The sequence below is a fragment of the Candidatus Methanomethylophilus sp. 1R26 genome, assembly GCF_001481295.1.
GTDB lineage: Archaea > Thermoplasmatota > Thermoplasmata > Methanomassiliicoccales > Methanomethylophilaceae > Methanomethylophilus.
The window spans coordinates 33,796-49,024 of the sequence record NZ_LOPS01000001.1 but is presented as its reverse complement, the minus strand read 5'-3'; the positions used below and the strand labels follow the sequence as shown (position 1 = coordinate 49,024).

The window sequence follows — 15,229 nt, the reverse complement described above, 5'->3', positions numbered from 1 at the left end:
ATCGCTCGCATTTATAAGAAAATGAGCCCGAGGCTGCAGCGCCCCGGCCGCCGCAGGTAAAGGGTTAATACGCCAGTCGTCCATCAAGCACGCATGGAATCGCTTTATGACAAGGACCTCGTCTCCATCCGGGACCTGAGCAAGGACCAGATAGAGTACATCCTCGACCTGTCGAAGAAGATGGTCCCCTATGCGAGAGGGGAGAAGGTCAAACGCGCCCTGGACGGGAAGATCCTCGGCAACCTTTTCTTCGAGCCGTCCACCAGGACCAAGCTGTCCTTCGAGAGCGCGGCCTACCGCCTCGGGTGCGACGTCATCGATGTGTCCGAGATGTCAATGACTTCCATTGCCAAAGGCGAGACGCTGGCGGACACCATCAGGATGGTCGACGCCTACTGCGATGTCATCGTGCTCAGGCATCCTTACGAAGGAGCTGCCAGGCTGGCCGCGGACGCTCCGAGAACCCGGTCATAAACGCGCGACGGCGCCGGCTCGCATCCGACCCAGATGCTGCTCGACCTCTTCACCATGAAGGAGGCCAAGGGCTCCCTCGAGGGGCTCAACGTCACCATGGTCGGGGACCTGAAGTACGGGCGGACCGTGCACACCCTGGCGCAGGCGCTCACCAACTTCGGCGTCCACCTCACCCTGGTCGCCCCCGACAGCCTGCAGATGCCTGCCGACATCGTCGAGAGGATCAAGAGCCACGGCTGCAACCCCCGCAGGACCGACAGGCTGGAGGACGTCATCGGCGACGCCGATGTCCTCTATGTCACCAGGATCCAGAGGGAGAGGTTCCCCGACCCTGCTGAGTACCAGAAGGTGGCCGGGACGTACAGGATCGATAACGCTATGCTCAGGAACGCCAAGGACGACATGATCGTCATGCACCCTCTCCCGAGGGTGAACGAGATCGCGACGGAGGTCGACAGCACCCCGCACGCCCGCTACTTCCAGCAGGCGTTCAACGGCGTGCCGGTGAGGATGGCCATCCTGTGCTCCATACTGGGGGGAGAGATTTGAACGGTGCAGAGGATATGGAGATCAAGATCCCGCCGATCAGGAACGGGACCGTCATAGACCATATCGAGAACGGACAGGCGCTCAACGTCCTGAAGATCCTCGGCGTGAACGAGAACAACATCGATTCCGGGATCAGCATCGGCATGCATGTCAGGACCGAGAAGTCTGGGAAGAAATGGAAGGACATCGTGAAGATCGAGGACATCGAGCTCGACGAGACCCAGGTGAGCAAGATCGCCCTCCTCGCCCCCGAGGCCACCATCTCCATCATCCGCGACTATTACGTCGCAGAGAAATACGATGTCAAGCTCGGCGACAAGGTCGAGGGGCTCGTCAGATGCAGCAACCCGAACTGCATCACCAACAAGGGCGAACCGGTCACCCCCAAGTTCTGGGTCGAGTGCAGGAACCCGCCGAAGCTGAGGTGCGTTTACTGCGACCGCACCCTCAACAACATCTCGGAAAACCTTCTATGAAGATGATAGTCGTCGCCGGCATGCCCGGGGCCGGGAAAGAGGAGTTCCTCTCCGCCGGCCGGGCGGCCGGCATCCCCTTCGTACGCATGGGCGACCTGGTCAGGGAGTTCTATGCAGCGTCCGGGGCGGAAGCCGCGGCATCGGCATGGGCGAGTTCGCAGGAGCCGAACGCGATGCCCACGGGACCGATATCTGGGCAAAGAGGGCCGTCGAAAAAACTGAGGGAGACGTCTTCATGATCGACGGATGCCGCAGCATGGATGAGGTCAGAGCCTTCCGGAAGCACGGAGAGGTCACCGTGGTCTCCGTCCACGCCTCCCCGCAGACCAGATATGCCAGCTGGTGAAGCGGGCCAGAGAGGATGCCCCCCGGAGCATCGCTGAGTTCGATGCCCGCGACGCCCGCGAGATATCGTGGGGATCGGCCGAGGTCATAGCCCTTTCCGACCTCACTATAGAGAACATGTCCTCCCTTGAGGATTTCCGCGCCAGGTCCGCGCAGCTGCTGGGGTCCCTGCTATGAGGTTCACCACGGCGAGGCTCTGCGGGGGCAAGGCGCTCATGGCGATCTCCGCCGACCTTCTGGACATTGATATGGACAGGGCCGCTAAGATACTGGAGGAAGAGGGCTGCACGATCAAGGAGAAGGATGAGATGATGCTCGTCTTCGACTGGAACGGGATGGAAGTCACCCTTTATTCCCAGGGAAAGGTCATGTTCCTCCCGCAGACCGACCGCGCCAAATGCATATCCGACGCCACCGAGATCCTCGAGAAGGTCCGCCGAGTCCGATGTGCCAGTGAATAACGGCATACGAGCCAGTGCCCAATTATATACGATGACTGTAATCTCCAGCCATGGATGCGCTCGAGGCCCTGGCAATATTGGCTTTATCTGCTGTCATGTCAGCAGTGGCCTTCCACAAGGGCTTCCTGACCAAGGACGGCGCCGCCGCAGCCTTCGTTTCAGCATGCATCATAGGGCTCTGCGGCTCGTTCTGGTGGCTGCTGGCATATCTGGTGTTCCCTGCCATCGCCTTCGCCGCGACCCTGATGGACATAAGCAAGAAGGAGGAGAAAGGACTCCAGGAAGGGAAGAAGGGCGAACGCTCGGCCCTGAACATCCTCGGCGTGGGCCTGGCGCCCGCGGTCATCTCCTTGGCCAACTTCGCCGACAGCGCTTTCGGCGGGGGCGATGCGTCCGATCTGCTGGCCTGCGCTTTCATCTCGGCAGTGGCAGTCTCCGTGGCCGACACGATCTCCAGCGAAATCGGGGTGCTCGACGGCAAGGTGTGGATGATCACCACCATGAAGCGCACCGAGCCGGGCATCAACGGAGGGATCTCCCGCCTGGGTCTTGCGTCGTCCACCGTCATGTCGTTCGCCTATGCGCTCATCGGATGGATCCTGATCTTCGGGGAGATCGATGCCCTGTTCCTCATCCCGGCGGTTTGCGGAATCATCGGGAACCTCCTCGACAGCATCGTTGGGGCCGTCCTTGAGAACAAGGGCATAATATCCAAGTACGGCAACAACTTCATAACCGCATTGGCAGGCGGGATCGTCGGATATCTGCTGTACTTCCTTATCTCATGAACGCTGACGCCTGGCTCATTTCCCCTGCCGGGTATTCCTCTCTCTTGCTCCCCTTCCGGATTCTCACCGGTTCTTGATCTTGATGCACTGGAGGACGTCCTCGGGGTAGACGGGATCGAACCCGCAGAAGACGTCGACGGTCTTCAGCTTCTCCTCCACCTCCGCGCAGACCTGAGGGTACCTGCGCTCGGATTCGCCGGGCTCGAAGCTGAACTTCTCGTCTATGTCGGCGAACGACTCGGGCTTCTCGCGGTGCGTGTAGATGCGGGCGTCCGCGAAGGACAGGCCCGCCCTCTCCTGCAGGAGCCAGACGCGGGTGGAGTAGCGTATGAAGCGGAACTCCCTCTCGGTGGTCTGCCCCTGCCTGTTGAACGACGGCTGCCTGAAGAAGCTCTCATCGTAGAAGGCTTCTGACCTAGAGTCTTCTTTCGGCTTGTCAGTCCCATCTTCGTGTGTGTCTGGCACCACAAATCACCTTTCAGAATAGACTCGGAGGAACCTCACCTTCGAAATCGATGTTTACCACTAGCGGGGTATAGGGGCCGAATGTGTCGAATATGTTTCTGGGAAGACGCCTTCTGAGATTGTGAAGAATGCTGAAATAGTCCTTGCTTACGATGCCGTACTTGCGCTCGATCTCGTCTTCGCTCTCCATCCTGTCCCAGGAGAGATAGAAGCACGCTTCCTAGAACGTGAACCCGAACCTGTCCTGGAGGATGTACAGTTCAGCGGCGTACATGTTCTGTATCTGCTCGACAGTTCCCAATCTCCTGCCCGGACGGTCCATTGTGCATCTGAAGACCATCATACCGCCTCCGAAGCCGACGTCCCTACGCCGATGCGTTCGCATTCATTCGTCAAGGTAGTCATATCTCCTTTTCCTCCTGAGGCTCTTTATTCTTTCGAATATGCTCCTTGCAGTCTCATCACCCATCTTCAAATCGGAGATGTTGGTCTTTTTGAAATTGCCGTTTATCGTTTTGATTGCATTGTAGCCTGTTACCGGCTCGCCCTCATCGGCACCAGCAACGTTTCTGAGCATCTCACGGTCCCTTTCGTACATCTTCCTGCTGAGGCCGTTCAGGCTGTCCACTCCGTACTTCTTCTTGATGCTCTCCTCTTTCTCCGGATGTGCCGCAACGTCCTTCTTCACCTGATCCTCAAGATTTTTGTAGTAACTGAACGGATAGGACTTCTGAGCCTTCCCGCAGCGCATGGCGGTTTCAGCTGTCGTTGCTGATTCTTCAGCCACATTCACTTTCCTTATGTCCTCTATGGTTTTGGTGTTCGTGTGATATGTTCCTTTTCTATCTATGGGATAAGCGGTCTTGGAGAATCCGAAACGGCGCCAGTCCACGGTTCTCTCATGGTGGACGAACTCGTGTGTAATCGTGTACTCGCTGGCGTTCTTGCGAAGCGCGATTTCAGGCCCATCAACTTTGCCTTTATCGTTCTTGGTTTTCCTTCTGTAGTTGCCTTTGCCATACCTACGGTCAGATTCCTCTGCCTTGGAAAAAGGTCTCACAACAGGCCTTCCATGGTCGTCGAAAGTCGCTATGTCCATGGCCGAGAAGTTCCTGGCGACGGCGTCCTCGACCTTCCTCCTCTGCTCCCCCTTGCACCGGATGTCCACAGTCCTTTCGAGCAGGGCCTTCCTGAACCTGATGTCCGCCGGCTCGGCGTTGTCGCCGAGGATCCACGCGCCCGGAAAGCGCTTCGGCCTCCCCTCGGCGGCCAGCTTCTTCGCGGCCCTGGAGTGCTTCCTCGGGAACGGGGCGAACCTCCCGTCCGCGGTGCGGGGCTGGGCCTCCCAGGGGCCGCGGCGGGATCCGCGGCCTCCTGACCCGCTCCTCTTCTGAGCAGTCTTCTTCTGTTCGATTGCACGGCTCTTTCCGGAACGGGCTTTGCCAACCATGGCTGATGAACGGCCTTCTGGGCTATATATAAGGTTTTCACGAGGATCGATGGGCTCAGTCATCTTTAAGTACCGGTCGGGAAACGGGGGGCCTGTTAACTTAATTTTACATAAACAAAAACGAACTGATTCCGAAACGGCGAACCCGCATGCTGCGTATTTATCGATTTTTCAGATGTCCTATCGGAAAACGGCTGTTCAATATGCATTAATAGTCGGGAAACGGTATTCTGGAAAAGCGCTGTCTGTCGGATCCTTCGTAAAGCGTCCCATTTCAGACATAACCATGAGGGCCCCGGATGCCCGGGGCCCGAAGATGTTTCAATAAGGGCTCAGAGCCCGCAGAGCTTCTGGAGCTTCGCCCACTTCCTGTCGACGTCCTTCTGGATCTCCTCCACGACGGGCGCCCACCTCTCGTCCTTGAGGTGCCTGAACCTGCCCTGGCTCGCGAACCAGTCGGACATGGGCTTCTTCAGGTCGGGGTTCTCGGCGATCCTCCTGGACTCGGCGGACATCGAGTACTCGCCGTCGACGACCTCATAGAGGGGCCAGATGCAGCACTCGACGGACAGCTTGGAGATGGCGATGGTGTCGCTGGGAGCGAACCTCCATCCCCTGGGGCAGGGCGACAGGGCGTTGATGAAGGCAGGGCCTCCGCACTCGAACGCCTTGTTGGCCTTGGTGACCATGTCCCTCCAGGCATGCGGGGCGCCTGAGCGGCGTACGGGATGCCGTGCGCGACCATGACCGCGGTCATGTCCTTGGGGTACTCCTTCTTTCCGTAGGAGACTGATCCGTTCCACGAGGTGGTGGTGGATGCTCCCCTCTCGGTGGCAGAGGACCTCTGGATACCGGTGTTCATATACGCTTCGTTGTTGAAGCAGACGTACACCATCTCGTGCCCCCTCTCCATGGCTCCGGACAGGGACTGCAGTCCGATATCGTAGGTGGCGCCGTCTCCGGCGAAGTTGACGAACTTGATGTCCTTGTCCGTCTTCCCCTGCCTCTTCAGGGACTTGTAGGCGGTCTCGAGGCCCGCGCAGGCGGCGGCCCCGTTACCGAAGGCGGTGTGGACCATCGGGACCTTCCAGGATGTGTACGGGAAGATGGTGGTCGAGACCTCGAAGCATCCGGTCGAGACCGATACCGCGACGTCCTTCTCGGTCCCCATGAGGACCTGCCTGGCGATTATCGACTCCGCGCACCCGGCGCAGAGCCTGTGCCCGGAGGCCAGCCTCTCGGGTATGTTGTTGAGCTCCTTCAGCGAAAGTCCGCTCATTCGTGCACCCCCACATAGTTGACCTTGGCAGCCCTTCCTTCGGACGCCTCCTTGAAGACGCCCATGAAGTCGGATACCTGCGTGTCGGCCCCTCCGAGGCCGTAGATGAAGTTGTACATCTTCGGGACCTTGGAATTCACGTCGCCGCGGCGCAGACCTCGGGGGAACATCGGGCCGTAGGCTCCGATGCTCAGGTGCCTGTCCATGACTATAATGTTCTTCTTGCCGTCGATGAGCTTGGCGATCTGCTCGGCAGGCCAGGGCCTGAAGACCCTGGGCATGGCCACTCCGACCTTCATGCCCTCGCCCCTGAGCCTGTCGACGGCCTCCTTCATGGTGCCGAAGGAGGAACCGAGGACGATGGCCACGGTGTCGGCGTCGTCGCACATGTACTGCTCGACGAGGTGGTACTGCCTTCCGGAGATCTCCGCGAACTCGTCGAAGGCGTCCTGGGCGACGGACTTGGCCTTCTCCATGGCCATGACCATCTGGTACTTGTGCGGGAAGTAGAACAGAGGTCCGTCCATCAGGTCGTGGGTGGTGGGGTGGTCGGTGTCCAGCAGCGGGTGGAACGGCTTGAACGGGCCGACGAAAGCCCTCACCTGGTCGGTCTCGATGGGGGTCATCCTCTCGATGGCGTGGGTCAGAATGAAACCGTCGAGGTTCACGAGGATAGGGAGCTGGACCTCGGGGTTCTCGGCGATCTTGGGGCCGATGACGCTCATGTCGTAGGCCTCCTGGACGTTCTCCGCGAAGATGGAGAGCCATCCGGTGTCCCTGGCGGACATGACGTCGCCGTGGTCGTTGTTGATGTTGATGGGTCCGCTGACGGTCCTGTTGGCGACGGCCATCATGACCGGGGTCCTCATGGCCGCGGTGATCGGGAGCATCTCCCACATGTAGGCGAGTCCCTGGGACGCGGTGGCGGTGAAGGTCCTGGCGCCGGCGGCGCAGGAGGTGGTGCAGAGGGTGAGCGCGGAGTGCTCGGACTCGACGTCCACGAACTCGGTGTCCACCTCGGCATTGGCCACGTACTTGGCGAAATCCTCGACGATGATGGTCTGCGGGGTGATGGGGTAGGCCGCGCACACGTCGGGGTTGATCTGCTTCCAGGCGAGGGCGACGGCGCCGTCGCCGTTGATGGCGATGTCCTTTCCGACCTTGCTGCTCATTCGATGTCCTCCTTCATGACGATGGCCTGCCTGGGGCATGCCTTGGCGCAGATGCCGCATCCCTTGCAGTGGGTCAGCTTGATGCCGGTGACCCTGTTGTCCTGGGTGAGGATACAGTTGTCAGGGCAGTAGATCCAGCAGGTGAGGCAGTCGATGCACTTGTCGGGGTCGATGACGGGTACCATGGACCGCCAGTCTCCGGTGTGGAACTTCTCGGAGTTCCCGGGCTCGATCACCCTGCTGCCAATGATGAGATCCTTGTATCCTGCTAGGTTGACCATTTACTGCACCTCCTCGTATGCCCTTTTGAGGGCGGCGAGGTTCTTCACGATCAGCTTGTCCGAGAGTTTCCCGGTGAACTTGTCCGTGATGTGGTCCTCCATCTCGCTGTAGGGGATGATGGGCCTGATCTTGATGAGGGCCCCGAGCATCGCGGTGTTGACGAGGTTCTTCCCGATCTCCTCCAGGGCGATCTTGGATGCGTTCACCGTGTGGCATTCGGCAGAGGTGCCGATGGCCTTCTGGAGCTCGGCGGGGGTCCCCTCGAAGTTGGCGAGGATGAAACCCCCCTTCTTAAGACCCTTAGCCACATCGACCTTGCCGATCAGGGTGGGGTCGATGACTATGACGATATCAGGCTCGTAGACCTGAGTATGGACCCTGACAGGCTGGTCGGAGATGCGGGCGAAGGCCCTGATGGGTGCGCCCATCCTCTCCGGCCCGAACTCGGGAAACGCCTTGACGTACTTTCCGGAATAAATGACAGATTCGGCGAGGATCTCGTTCGCGGTGACGACACCCTGACCGCCTCTTCCGTGCCAGCAAATCTCTGTGTCCATTTAGAACAACCTTGACCGAAGATTATGCCATATCATTTAAACCCTTGTATATGGAATGCTGTGTTTTTCGTAGGATTTCGCAGAAAAAATGCCCATTTCTGACGGATGGAATGTTCAAGTTTACGTTTTCCGTAGAACTGATTACGTAAAACACCAATATTCTTAGGCTCCCCTAATATCATTCCAGAGGCACCAGGCGGATACGCTGGTCCGAGGCGGCCCTGGCCTCCAGCTCCCGATCGAAGCCGTCCGGCGAGAACATCACCCAGTACACCGCCCCGGCACGGAGCTGGCGCGCCGCCCTCTCCGATGCCGCCTCCAGTTCCTCAAGGTCCTGCAGCCCCTTTGGGCGCCCCCGCAGGGAGCAGTCGCCTGCGACCAGGTTCCTCCCCGACGCATCATAGCCGCAGACCCCGATCTCCGCCTCGCGGTCCCACCATCCGCCCGCCTCGGTGAGCGCGAAGTTCCAGGCGCCGGAGGACGACATATCCCACAGCCTCTCGGTGCATGCCCGGCGGTACGCCCTCGGCACCATGTCGTCCCTCATTTTGGCGCTTATCAGCGCCGTGAGCGCGGACCTGCGCCCGGTCTCCAGCAGCGCCAGGTTCGGATTGACGCAGCCGAACCATATCTCCGACAGGGGGTCGGAGAGGCAGTATCTCCCCTTCTTCCCTCCGCCCGGGACCGGGACCTCCCTCTCGGCGATCCCCGCAGAGACCAGGTTGGCAAGGTAGCTGGTCAGCCCTGTCTGCGGGACCCCCAGGTCCTCTGAGATGTCCAGGAGGCGGCGGTGCCCGGTGGCTATCGAGGTCATGACGGATACGTAGACGCCTGGATCGGCCACTTCCGCGCGGAGGACCTCCATCGGCTCCCTGCAGAGAGAGCCCCCGGGCACCAGCAGCTCCTCCGAGATGCCTTCGGAGACGGATTGGTGCAGAGCCAGACGCTTCAGGAAGAGCGGGATCCCGCCGGCGGCCGCGTAGTATTCCAGCGCGTTCCCCGCCTTTTCTCCGCCCAGGAGCTCGCGGCATGCCTCGTATGCGAGCGGGCGCACGTCTATGCGGGCGGTCATGGCAGCGAAGAGAGGCGCATCGTAATCGGTCACCTGGCGGTCCATCTCCGCGAAGGACGAACCGCTCAGGACCAGCATGGTGCGCGAATTCCTCAGGACGGTGTCCCAGATGTAGCGGACCAGAGGCGGGAACGAAGGGTCCTTCCTGCCTATCCTGTCGAAGTCATCGATGATGACCACGACCTTCTGCGACCTCCTCCCGCCCACCAGCGCCCTGAACGTGCGGTTCCAGTCGGCATCGGCGGCCGCCGAAGGATCATTGAGGAACTCTCCGGCAGCGCGCCTGAAATACGCGAGGTTCCTGGATGCCGGTTCCTCCCTGGCTGGGAAATAGAGGGTGTTGGGGTGCCTGGACGCGAAATATGTGAGGAGCGCGGTCTTCCCGGAGTGCCTCCTGCCGGTGACCGCTACCAGCGACGACCCCTCGGAACGGAACTGGTTCTCCAGGATCAGCATCTCCTTCCTCCTTCCGACAAGAGCTTCGGGCATGACGGGCCTCCGGGACCGAGATTTATATAATTTGTATTATTATATTAATAATTATATTTTCGGGAAACACCGCGGAAACCCCCCGAACGCCCTTCGGAAAGATGGAAAACAGCTGCCGAGCGCCCTCCTGAGACCACCTAAGAACGTGCGTCCCCCATCAGCTTTATAAGCGCCTGAACAGGATTTCTCATTCAGTGCGGCGAGTGCCGCGAAACTGGTTCCAGAATGGCGATTTCCATGGTCGACTCTAATATCGAGAAAAGGATGATCATTGATTCGAACGAGCTCCGCGTCGGCGACGTCCCCGTCGTCGGAGGGAAAGGAGCTAACCTCGGAGAGCTCACCTCCTCCGGGTTCCCGGTGCCCCACGCCTTCGTGCTGACCACTGTTGCTTATGATTATTTCATAAAATCCAGCAAGATCATGCCGAAGATCATGGAGGCCATCAAGGAGGTCGATCCCGACTCCGACGACACCCTTGTAGCGGCATCCAAGAAGATCCAGGACCTCTTCGCCCAGCACGAGATCCCCGCCGACCTCAAGAAGCAGATCAAGGAGAACTACAAGCTGCTCCTGGACGGGAAGAAAGGGTTCGTTGCGGTCAGGTCCTCCGCGACCGCCGAGGACCTCCCCGATGCGTCCTTCGCCGGGCAGCAGGACACCTATCTGAACGTCAAGGACGAGAAGGACCTCTTCGACAAGATCAGGAAATGCTGGGCCTCCCTCTTCAACGCCCGCGCCATATCCTACAGGGAGAAGCAGGGCTACTCGCACGAGGACGTCAAGCTGGCCGTCGTCGTCCAGAAGATGGTCAACTCCGAATACTCCGGGATCATGTTCACCGTGGACCCCCACAACGGAGCGAAGAACATCATCGTCGAGGGCATCTACGGGCTCGGAGAGGCGGTTGTCGGCGGCGAGGTCACCCCCGACACCTTCCAGATCGACAAGTCCAAGATGGCCATCACGAAGAAGAGGATCTCCAAGCAGACCTGGAAGTACGTCCGCGGGCCTCAGGGCGGCGCGGTCAAGGAGGACATCCCCCAGGACCTCCAGAAGGTCCAGAAGATCACCGATGCCAAGATCCTCGAGGTCGCCGAGATCGGCAGGCAGGTCGAGATCCACTACAACAGGCCCATGGACATGGAGTGGTGCATCGAGGACGACAAGGTCTACCTGGTCCAGGCGAGGCCCATCACCGCCATCGGGAGAGGAAGCGAGGAGAAGTCCACCGAAGCGGAGATCGCCGGCGGCGACGTCGTCCTCACCGGCCTCGGAGCCAGCCCCGGCATGGCCACCGGGAAGGTCTGCATCTACAGCGTGGGCATGTCCCTGGACGTCATCAAGGACGGCGACGTCCTGGTGACCAAGATGACCATGCCCGACATGGTCCCCGCCATGAGCAGGTCCGTCGCCATCGTCACCGACGAGGGCGGGATGACCTGCCATGCGGCCATCATCTCCCGCGAGCTCGGCACCCCCTGCGTCGTCGGGACCGGCGAGGCCACCGAGACCCTGAAGAACGGCGAGGTCGTGACCGTCGACGGCTCCACCGGGACCGTCTACCGCGGCGAGATAAAGAAGAAGGCCGCCCCGGAGGCGTCCGCTCCGTCCGCGGCCGCGCCCGCCGTCTTCACCGAGCCCGTCCCGATCACCGGGACCAAGGTCATGGTCAACATGTCCATGCCCTCGAAGGCGGAGGAGGTCGCGCAGCTGCCCTGCGACGGAGTCGGCCTGCTCAGGTCCGAGTTCCTCTTCACCAACTACATCGGGGAGCACCCCCTCGCCGTCATCAAGGAGGGCAGGGCCCAGGAGCTCATCGACAAGCTCGCGGACGGCATCTCCAAGGTCGCCAGGGCGTTCTACCCCAGGCCGGTCACGCTGAGGACCAGCGACTTCAAGACCAACGAGTACCGCGACATGAGGGGCGGCGCCGAGTTCGAGCCCAACGAGGACAACCCCATGATCGGATGGAGGGGATGCTCCAGGTACGTCTCCGAGAACTACCGCGAGGCGTTCATGTGCGAGCTGAAGGCCATCAAGAAGGTCAGGGACGACATGGGCATGAAGAACGTCAACGTCATGCTGCCCTTCGTCAGGACCGTCGGCGAGGTCAAGCAGATCACCGCCATGATGGAGTCCGTCGGCCTCTACCGCGGCCCCGATTTCAAGCTCTACTTCATGGCCGAGGTGCCTGTGAACATCTTCATGGCCGAGGAGTTCTGCAAGTACTGCGACTGGTTCTCCATCGGCTCGAACGACCTCACCCAGCTCACCATGGGCTGCGACAGGGACTCCGATATCCTCGGGAAGATGGGCTACTTCGACGAGAGGAACCCCGGCGTGAAGGCCGCCATCAGCCACCTCATCAAGGTCGCCCACGCCAACGGCAACCACGTCAGCATCTGCGGGCAGGCCCCCTCCGTCTACCCTGAGTTCTGCGAGTTCCTCGTGGAGCAGGGGATCGACTGCATCTCCCTGAACCCCGACACCTTCGTCAGGACCAAGAGGATCATCGCCTCTGCCGAGCAGAGGATGCTCCTCAGGGCCGTAAGGGAAAGGACCCAGTGAGCAGGCCCTGAAACCTTTTCCCCGGCCCTTAGGGCCGGTCTCCTTCTGTTCCTGACCGGTCGCTCTGCGGCATCCGCGGACGTCCCGGCTCATCTGCGATTATCGTATAGATTTTATCGCGTTTCCGCAATTGTGTCTTCGGATTCCGCATTATTCTAACATTTTAATGACAAGGGTGATTAATACGTCATGCTATCCGCACCAGGCATCCCATGTCGTTAGTGGATTCGCTTTATTCGATCGACGATTACATCTGGTACGTCGCCTTTGCTGTAATAGCCGCCATCGGGGTCCTCGCCACTGTCCTCCTCAGAGGGGTCCAGTTCCGCGGGCTCGGGGAGATGGTGCGCACAACCTTCGACCTGAACAAAACACCCCGCCCGGGGAAGATCTCCTCGTTCCATGTCTTCTGCATGAGCATGGGCTCGCGCATCGGCGTCGGCAATATTGCCGGGCCGGTGACGGCCATCATCGCCGGCGGGGCCGGAGCGATCTTCTGGATGTGGGTGTTCGCCGCCATCGGCATGGCCACGAGCTTCCTGGAGACCACCATCGGCCAGATCTACAAGACGCCGAAAGAGGACGGAGGATTCCGCGGAGGCCCGGCCTACACCATGTTCCACGGGCTCGGCATGAAGAAGCTCGGCCTGGCCCTGGCGTTCATCATGATCCTGATGTACCTCGTAGGGTACGTCTCCGGCGAGGCCGTGTCCATGGCCGAGGCGCTCAACGGCCTCTTCGACGAGCACGACATCGACGGACAGTGGTTCACTGCGATCTTCATCACCTCCCTGGCCGCGGTGATCGTGTTCCTCGGCGTGTACCGCGTGGCCGACATGTCGGTATGGATCGTCCCGGCCATGGCGCTCGGCTGGTTCGTCATGTGCATCGTGTCCATCGCCCTCAGCGGCGACGGCATACTCGACGCGTTCGGCAGCATCTTCGGCGACGCCCTCTCCCCGCCGTCAGTCATCGGCGGAGGGATCGGAACAGCGATCATGTGGGGCCTCAGGAGGGGAGTGTGGTCCAACGAAGCAGGTATCGGCACCATCACCAACCTGTCCTCCATCGCCGATGTCAAGCACCCTGCCCAGCAGGGCTACACCCAGGCGTTCGGCGTCCTGGTCGACACCCTGGTCAGCACCCTGACCGCCCTTGTCTTCCTGTCCTATGCGGACGTGGGAGCGTTCATCGGCGGGGACGGAGACTCCATCGATTGCCTCCAGGAGGTCTTCAAGGACACCATCGGAAGCGGTCTCGCGCCGGCGCTGCTGACCGTGTTCATGTTCGTCTTCGCGTTCACCTGCCTCATGTCCGACATAGTGGTGGCCGAGGGCAACCTGCTCATGTTCGGGGACCATAAGGCGGCCAAGCTGGGGCTCAAGCTGCTGGTGATCATCGTCGTCTTCGTCTTCAGCTGGATCTCCTCGGATTACGCGTTCATCGCGCTCGACGTGATGATGGCGGTCTGCGCGTTCTTCAACGCCTACCTGATCCTGAAGCTGTACCGCCGCGGCGCAGAGGCCTTCCGGGATTACCGGAGGCAGAAGAAGGAGGGGAAGGAAGAGCCGGTATTCGACCCCTCATGCCTATCGGACCGGACCGGGATAACCGCCTGGGACGGCAAGGACTGAGAGCGGACCGGCCGGCACGCCCGCCGGACACTCCGGAAGGAGCCGTCCGCAGGCCCCGGCCGTTTTGGCTGATAAAAAACCGAAAGCCTCGGAGATTTCACTCCGCGGTCTTCGCGGCGGCCTTCTTCTTGGGGGCCGCCTTCTTCTCCTTAGATGCGGATTTCGGGGCCTTCCGAGGTTTCTCCGTCTTGCCGGCAGGCTTTGCGGCAGCACTTTTCCTGCCGCCGGCGGTTTTCTTGGGAGCGGCCTTCCCATCCTTCCTCTGGGACTGTCTCTTCATGACCCTGGGGGAAAGGGGCGAGGGGACCCCTGGCCCGGGATCCTCCTCCATCCTCTCCATGAGGATCTGATTGATGTTGTCGGCCTGCTCCTTGGGCAGGAGCATAGTGGTGATCTCCATGAACGGATGCCTGGATCCCTCGATGATCTTCACATCGTCGAGAGTATGGAGGCCCCATCTCTCGGCGGTGGTCTCCAGGCCCAGCGGGATGTCGAGGTTGTTGGGCTCGAGGACGATGCATTTGAAGGTCTTCATGCCCAGGCGCTTGGCGGCCATCACGCGGTGGTGCCCGTCCACGACCAGGTAGCCGTTGTGCCTCTTGATGACGATAAGGGGCTCGTTCAGGCCTCTCTTGATCTCGTACTGGCGGCCGACGAGCTCATCCATATACACCTCTTTCTGGGTTGGGATCATCTGGTCGATGGGGATCTCCTCGTTGTGGATCCTCATGGTGATGCCGTTCTGCTGCTCCATGAAGTTCTTGACGTTCATGACCTTCCCGGGGCGGGATTTCTCGATCTGGGACCTCACGATGTCGATGTTCGAGATGATGCCGACCAGGCGTTTCTCCTCGTCCACGACAGGGAGGTTCCGCAGACCGTAGCGGAAGAGGACGCGGGTGGCATCGTCGATGCTCATCGAGGGTATGACGCAGAGGGTTCCGCGGGACATGACGGAGCGGAGCTTCGCCTTGGGAGTGTCCATGTAGCGGAGCAGCTCCTTGGCGGTGACATATCCCAGAAGGTAGCCGTTCTCGACCACGGGGAAACCGTGGAAATTCGAGTTGATGAGCCTGTCCTTCACTTCTTCAACGGTCATGTTCGGCGCGACGTACTGAACGTCGCGAACCATGTAATCGCCGACAGTCGCTGCCATGACGTATGG

General features: G+C 60.3%; 15 protein-coding genes and 2 pseudogenes. 8 read left to right on the top strand and 9 right to left on the bottom strand.

Annotated elements, in window-relative coordinates:
* Nucleotides 1-93: 93 nt before the first annotated feature.
* The 6 genes and pseudogenes from pyrB to AUQ37_RS00235 all read left to right on the top strand — a co-directional run bounded on the left by pyrB (nt 94) and on the right by AUQ37_RS00235 (nt 3,093).
* Nucleotides 94-1,023: pseudogene (gene pyrB, locus AUQ37_RS13265) on the top strand (aspartate carbamoyltransferase).
* A gap of 14 nt (nt 1,024-1,037) precedes the next feature.
* Nucleotides 1,038-1,499 (top strand): aspartate carbamoyltransferase regulatory subunit, encoded by a 462-nt coding sequence (gene pyrI / locus AUQ37_RS00255; protein ID WP_058746925.1) that lies wholly within the window; start codon nt 1,038-1,040, stop codon nt 1,497-1,499.
* Nucleotides 1,496-1,738, top strand: a complete 243-nt coding sequence (locus AUQ37_RS10320; protein ID WP_058746924.1) for a hypothetical protein — start codon at nt 1,496-1,498, stop codon at nt 1,736-1,738. The genes pyrI and AUQ37_RS10320 overlap by 4 nt, the downstream gene beginning before the upstream one ends.
* 103 nt (nt 1,739-1,841) lie before the next feature.
* Nucleotides 1,842-2,021, top strand: a complete 180-nt coding sequence (locus AUQ37_RS10315) for a hypothetical protein (protein ID WP_058746923.1) — start codon at nt 1,842-1,844, stop codon at nt 2,019-2,021.
* Nucleotides 2,018-2,305, top strand: a complete 288-nt coding sequence (locus AUQ37_RS00240; RefSeq protein ID WP_058746922.1) for a hypothetical protein — start codon at nt 2,018-2,020, stop codon at nt 2,303-2,305. The genes AUQ37_RS10315 and AUQ37_RS00240 overlap by 4 nt, the downstream gene beginning before the upstream one ends.
* Nucleotides 2,306-2,400: 95 nt before the next feature.
* Entirely contained in the window at nt 2,401-3,093 is a 693-nt protein-coding gene (locus tag AUQ37_RS00235; RefSeq protein WP_082662305.1) for a DUF92 domain-containing protein, read from the top strand.
* Nucleotides 3,094-3,156: 63 nt separating this feature from the next.
* On the opposite strand, the gene AUQ37_RS00230 is transcribed toward AUQ37_RS00235, so the two are convergent.
* The 8 genes and pseudogenes from AUQ37_RS00230 to AUQ37_RS00200 form a co-directional block, all read right to left on the bottom strand.
* A complete protein-coding gene (locus tag AUQ37_RS00230; RefSeq protein WP_058746921.1) occupies nt 3,157-3,558 on the bottom strand; it encodes a hypothetical protein in 402 nt (133 codons plus the stop codon).
* Nucleotides 3,559-3,571: 13 nt separating this feature from the next.
* Complete coding sequence (locus AUQ37_RS09810) at nt 3,572-3,748, bottom strand: hypothetical protein (protein WP_157844219.1); 177 nt, start codon at nt 3,746-3,748, stop codon at nt 3,572-3,574.
* Nucleotides 3,749-3,943: 195 nt separating this feature from the next.
* Entirely contained in the window at nt 3,944-5,008 is a 1,065-nt protein-coding gene (locus AUQ37_RS00225; RefSeq protein ID WP_058746920.1) for a hypothetical protein, read from the bottom strand.
* A 332-nt stretch (nt 5,009-5,340) separates the two neighbouring features.
* Nucleotides 5,341-6,287: pseudogene (locus tag AUQ37_RS00220) on the bottom strand (thiamine pyrophosphate-dependent enzyme).
* On the bottom strand, nt 6,284-7,459 hold the full coding sequence (gene porA / locus AUQ37_RS00215) for a pyruvate ferredoxin oxidoreductase (RefSeq protein ID WP_058746919.1): 1,176 nt from the start codon (nt 7,457-7,459) through the stop codon (nt 6,284-6,286). Before porA ends, AUQ37_RS00220 begins: the two are co-directional and overlap by 4 nt.
* On the bottom strand, nt 7,456-7,740 hold the full coding sequence (locus tag AUQ37_RS00210; protein WP_058746918.1) for a 4Fe-4S binding protein: 285 nt from the start codon (nt 7,738-7,740) through the stop codon (nt 7,456-7,458). Before AUQ37_RS00210 ends, porA begins: the two co-directional genes overlap by 4 nt.
* Nucleotides 7,741-8,298, bottom strand: coding sequence for a 2-oxoacid:acceptor oxidoreductase family protein (locus tag AUQ37_RS00205; RefSeq protein ID WP_058746917.1), 558 nt, complete (start codon nt 8,296-8,298; stop codon nt 7,741-7,743).
* A gap of 178 nt (nt 8,299-8,476) precedes the next feature.
* Nucleotides 8,477-9,859 (bottom strand): ATP-binding protein, encoded by a 1,383-nt coding sequence (locus AUQ37_RS00200; protein ID WP_058746916.1) that lies wholly within the window; start codon nt 9,857-9,859, stop codon nt 8,477-8,479.
* A gap of 237 nt (nt 9,860-10,096) precedes the next feature.
* Between AUQ37_RS00200 and ppsA the strand changes: the two genes are divergently transcribed.
* Both ppsA and AUQ37_RS00190 read left to right on the top strand, forming a co-directional pair.
* Nucleotides 10,097-12,430, top strand: coding sequence for a phosphoenolpyruvate synthase (gene ppsA, locus AUQ37_RS00195; protein WP_058746915.1), 2,334 nt, complete (start codon nt 10,097-10,099; stop codon nt 12,428-12,430).
* Nucleotides 12,431-12,642: 212 nt separating this feature from the next.
* The gene (locus AUQ37_RS00190) at nt 12,643-14,064 is read left to right on the top strand and encodes a sodium:alanine symporter family protein (RefSeq protein ID WP_058746914.1); all 1,422 of its coding nucleotides are present in this window, start codon (nt 12,643-12,645) and stop codon (nt 14,062-14,064) included.
* 97 nt (nt 14,065-14,161) lie between these two features.
* Here AUQ37_RS00190 and AUQ37_RS00185 read toward each other — a convergent pair whose 3' ends face one another.
* Nucleotides 14,162-15,220, bottom strand: a complete 1,059-nt coding sequence (locus AUQ37_RS00185) for a CBS domain-containing protein (RefSeq protein ID WP_058746913.1) — start codon at nt 15,218-15,220, stop codon at nt 14,162-14,164.
* Nucleotides 15,221-15,229 lie beyond the last annotated feature (9 nt).

Coding starts and splice junctions, on each gene's coding strand:
- AUQ37_RS10320 (WP_058746924.1), top strand. CDS start 1,496: ATGAAGATGATAGTCGTCGCCGGCATGCCCGGGGCCGGGAAAGAGGAG.
- AUQ37_RS00205 (WP_058746917.1), bottom strand. CDS start 8,298: ATGGACACAGAGATTTGCTGGCACGGAAGAGGCGGTCAGGGTGTCGTC.
- porA (WP_058746919.1), bottom strand. CDS start 7,459: ATGAGCAGCAAGGTCGGAAAGGACATCGCCATCAACGGCGACGGCGCC.
- ppsA (WP_058746915.1), top strand. CDS start 10,097: ATGGTCGACTCTAATATCGAGAAAAGGATGATCATTGATTCGAACGAG.
- AUQ37_RS09810 (WP_157844219.1), bottom strand. CDS start 3,748: ATGGAGAGCGAAGACGAGATCGAGCGCAAGTACGGCATCGTAAGCAAG.
- AUQ37_RS00210 (WP_058746918.1), bottom strand. CDS start 7,740: ATGGTCAACCTAGCAGGATACAAGGATCTCATCATTGGCAGCAGGGTG.
- AUQ37_RS00240 (WP_058746922.1), top strand. CDS start 2,018: ATGAGGTTCACCACGGCGAGGCTCTGCGGGGGCAAGGCGCTCATGGCG.
- pyrI (WP_058746925.1), top strand. CDS start 1,038: ATGGAGATCAAGATCCCGCCGATCAGGAACGGGACCGTCATAGACCAT.
- AUQ37_RS00200 (WP_058746916.1), bottom strand. CDS start 9,859: ATGCCCGAAGCTCTTGTCGGAAGGAGGAAGGAGATGCTGATCCTGGAG.
- AUQ37_RS00235 (WP_082662305.1), top strand. CDS start 2,401: ATGTCAGCAGTGGCCTTCCACAAGGGCTTCCTGACCAAGGACGGCGCC.
- AUQ37_RS00190 (WP_058746914.1), top strand. CDS start 12,643: ATGTCGTTAGTGGATTCGCTTTATTCGATCGACGATTACATCTGGTAC.
- AUQ37_RS00225 (WP_058746920.1), bottom strand. CDS start 5,008: ATGGTTGGCAAAGCCCGTTCCGGAAAGAGCCGTGCAATCGAACAGAAG.
- AUQ37_RS00185 (WP_058746913.1), bottom strand. CDS start 15,220: ATGGCAGCGACTGTCGGCGATTACATGGTTCGCGACGTTCAGTACGTC.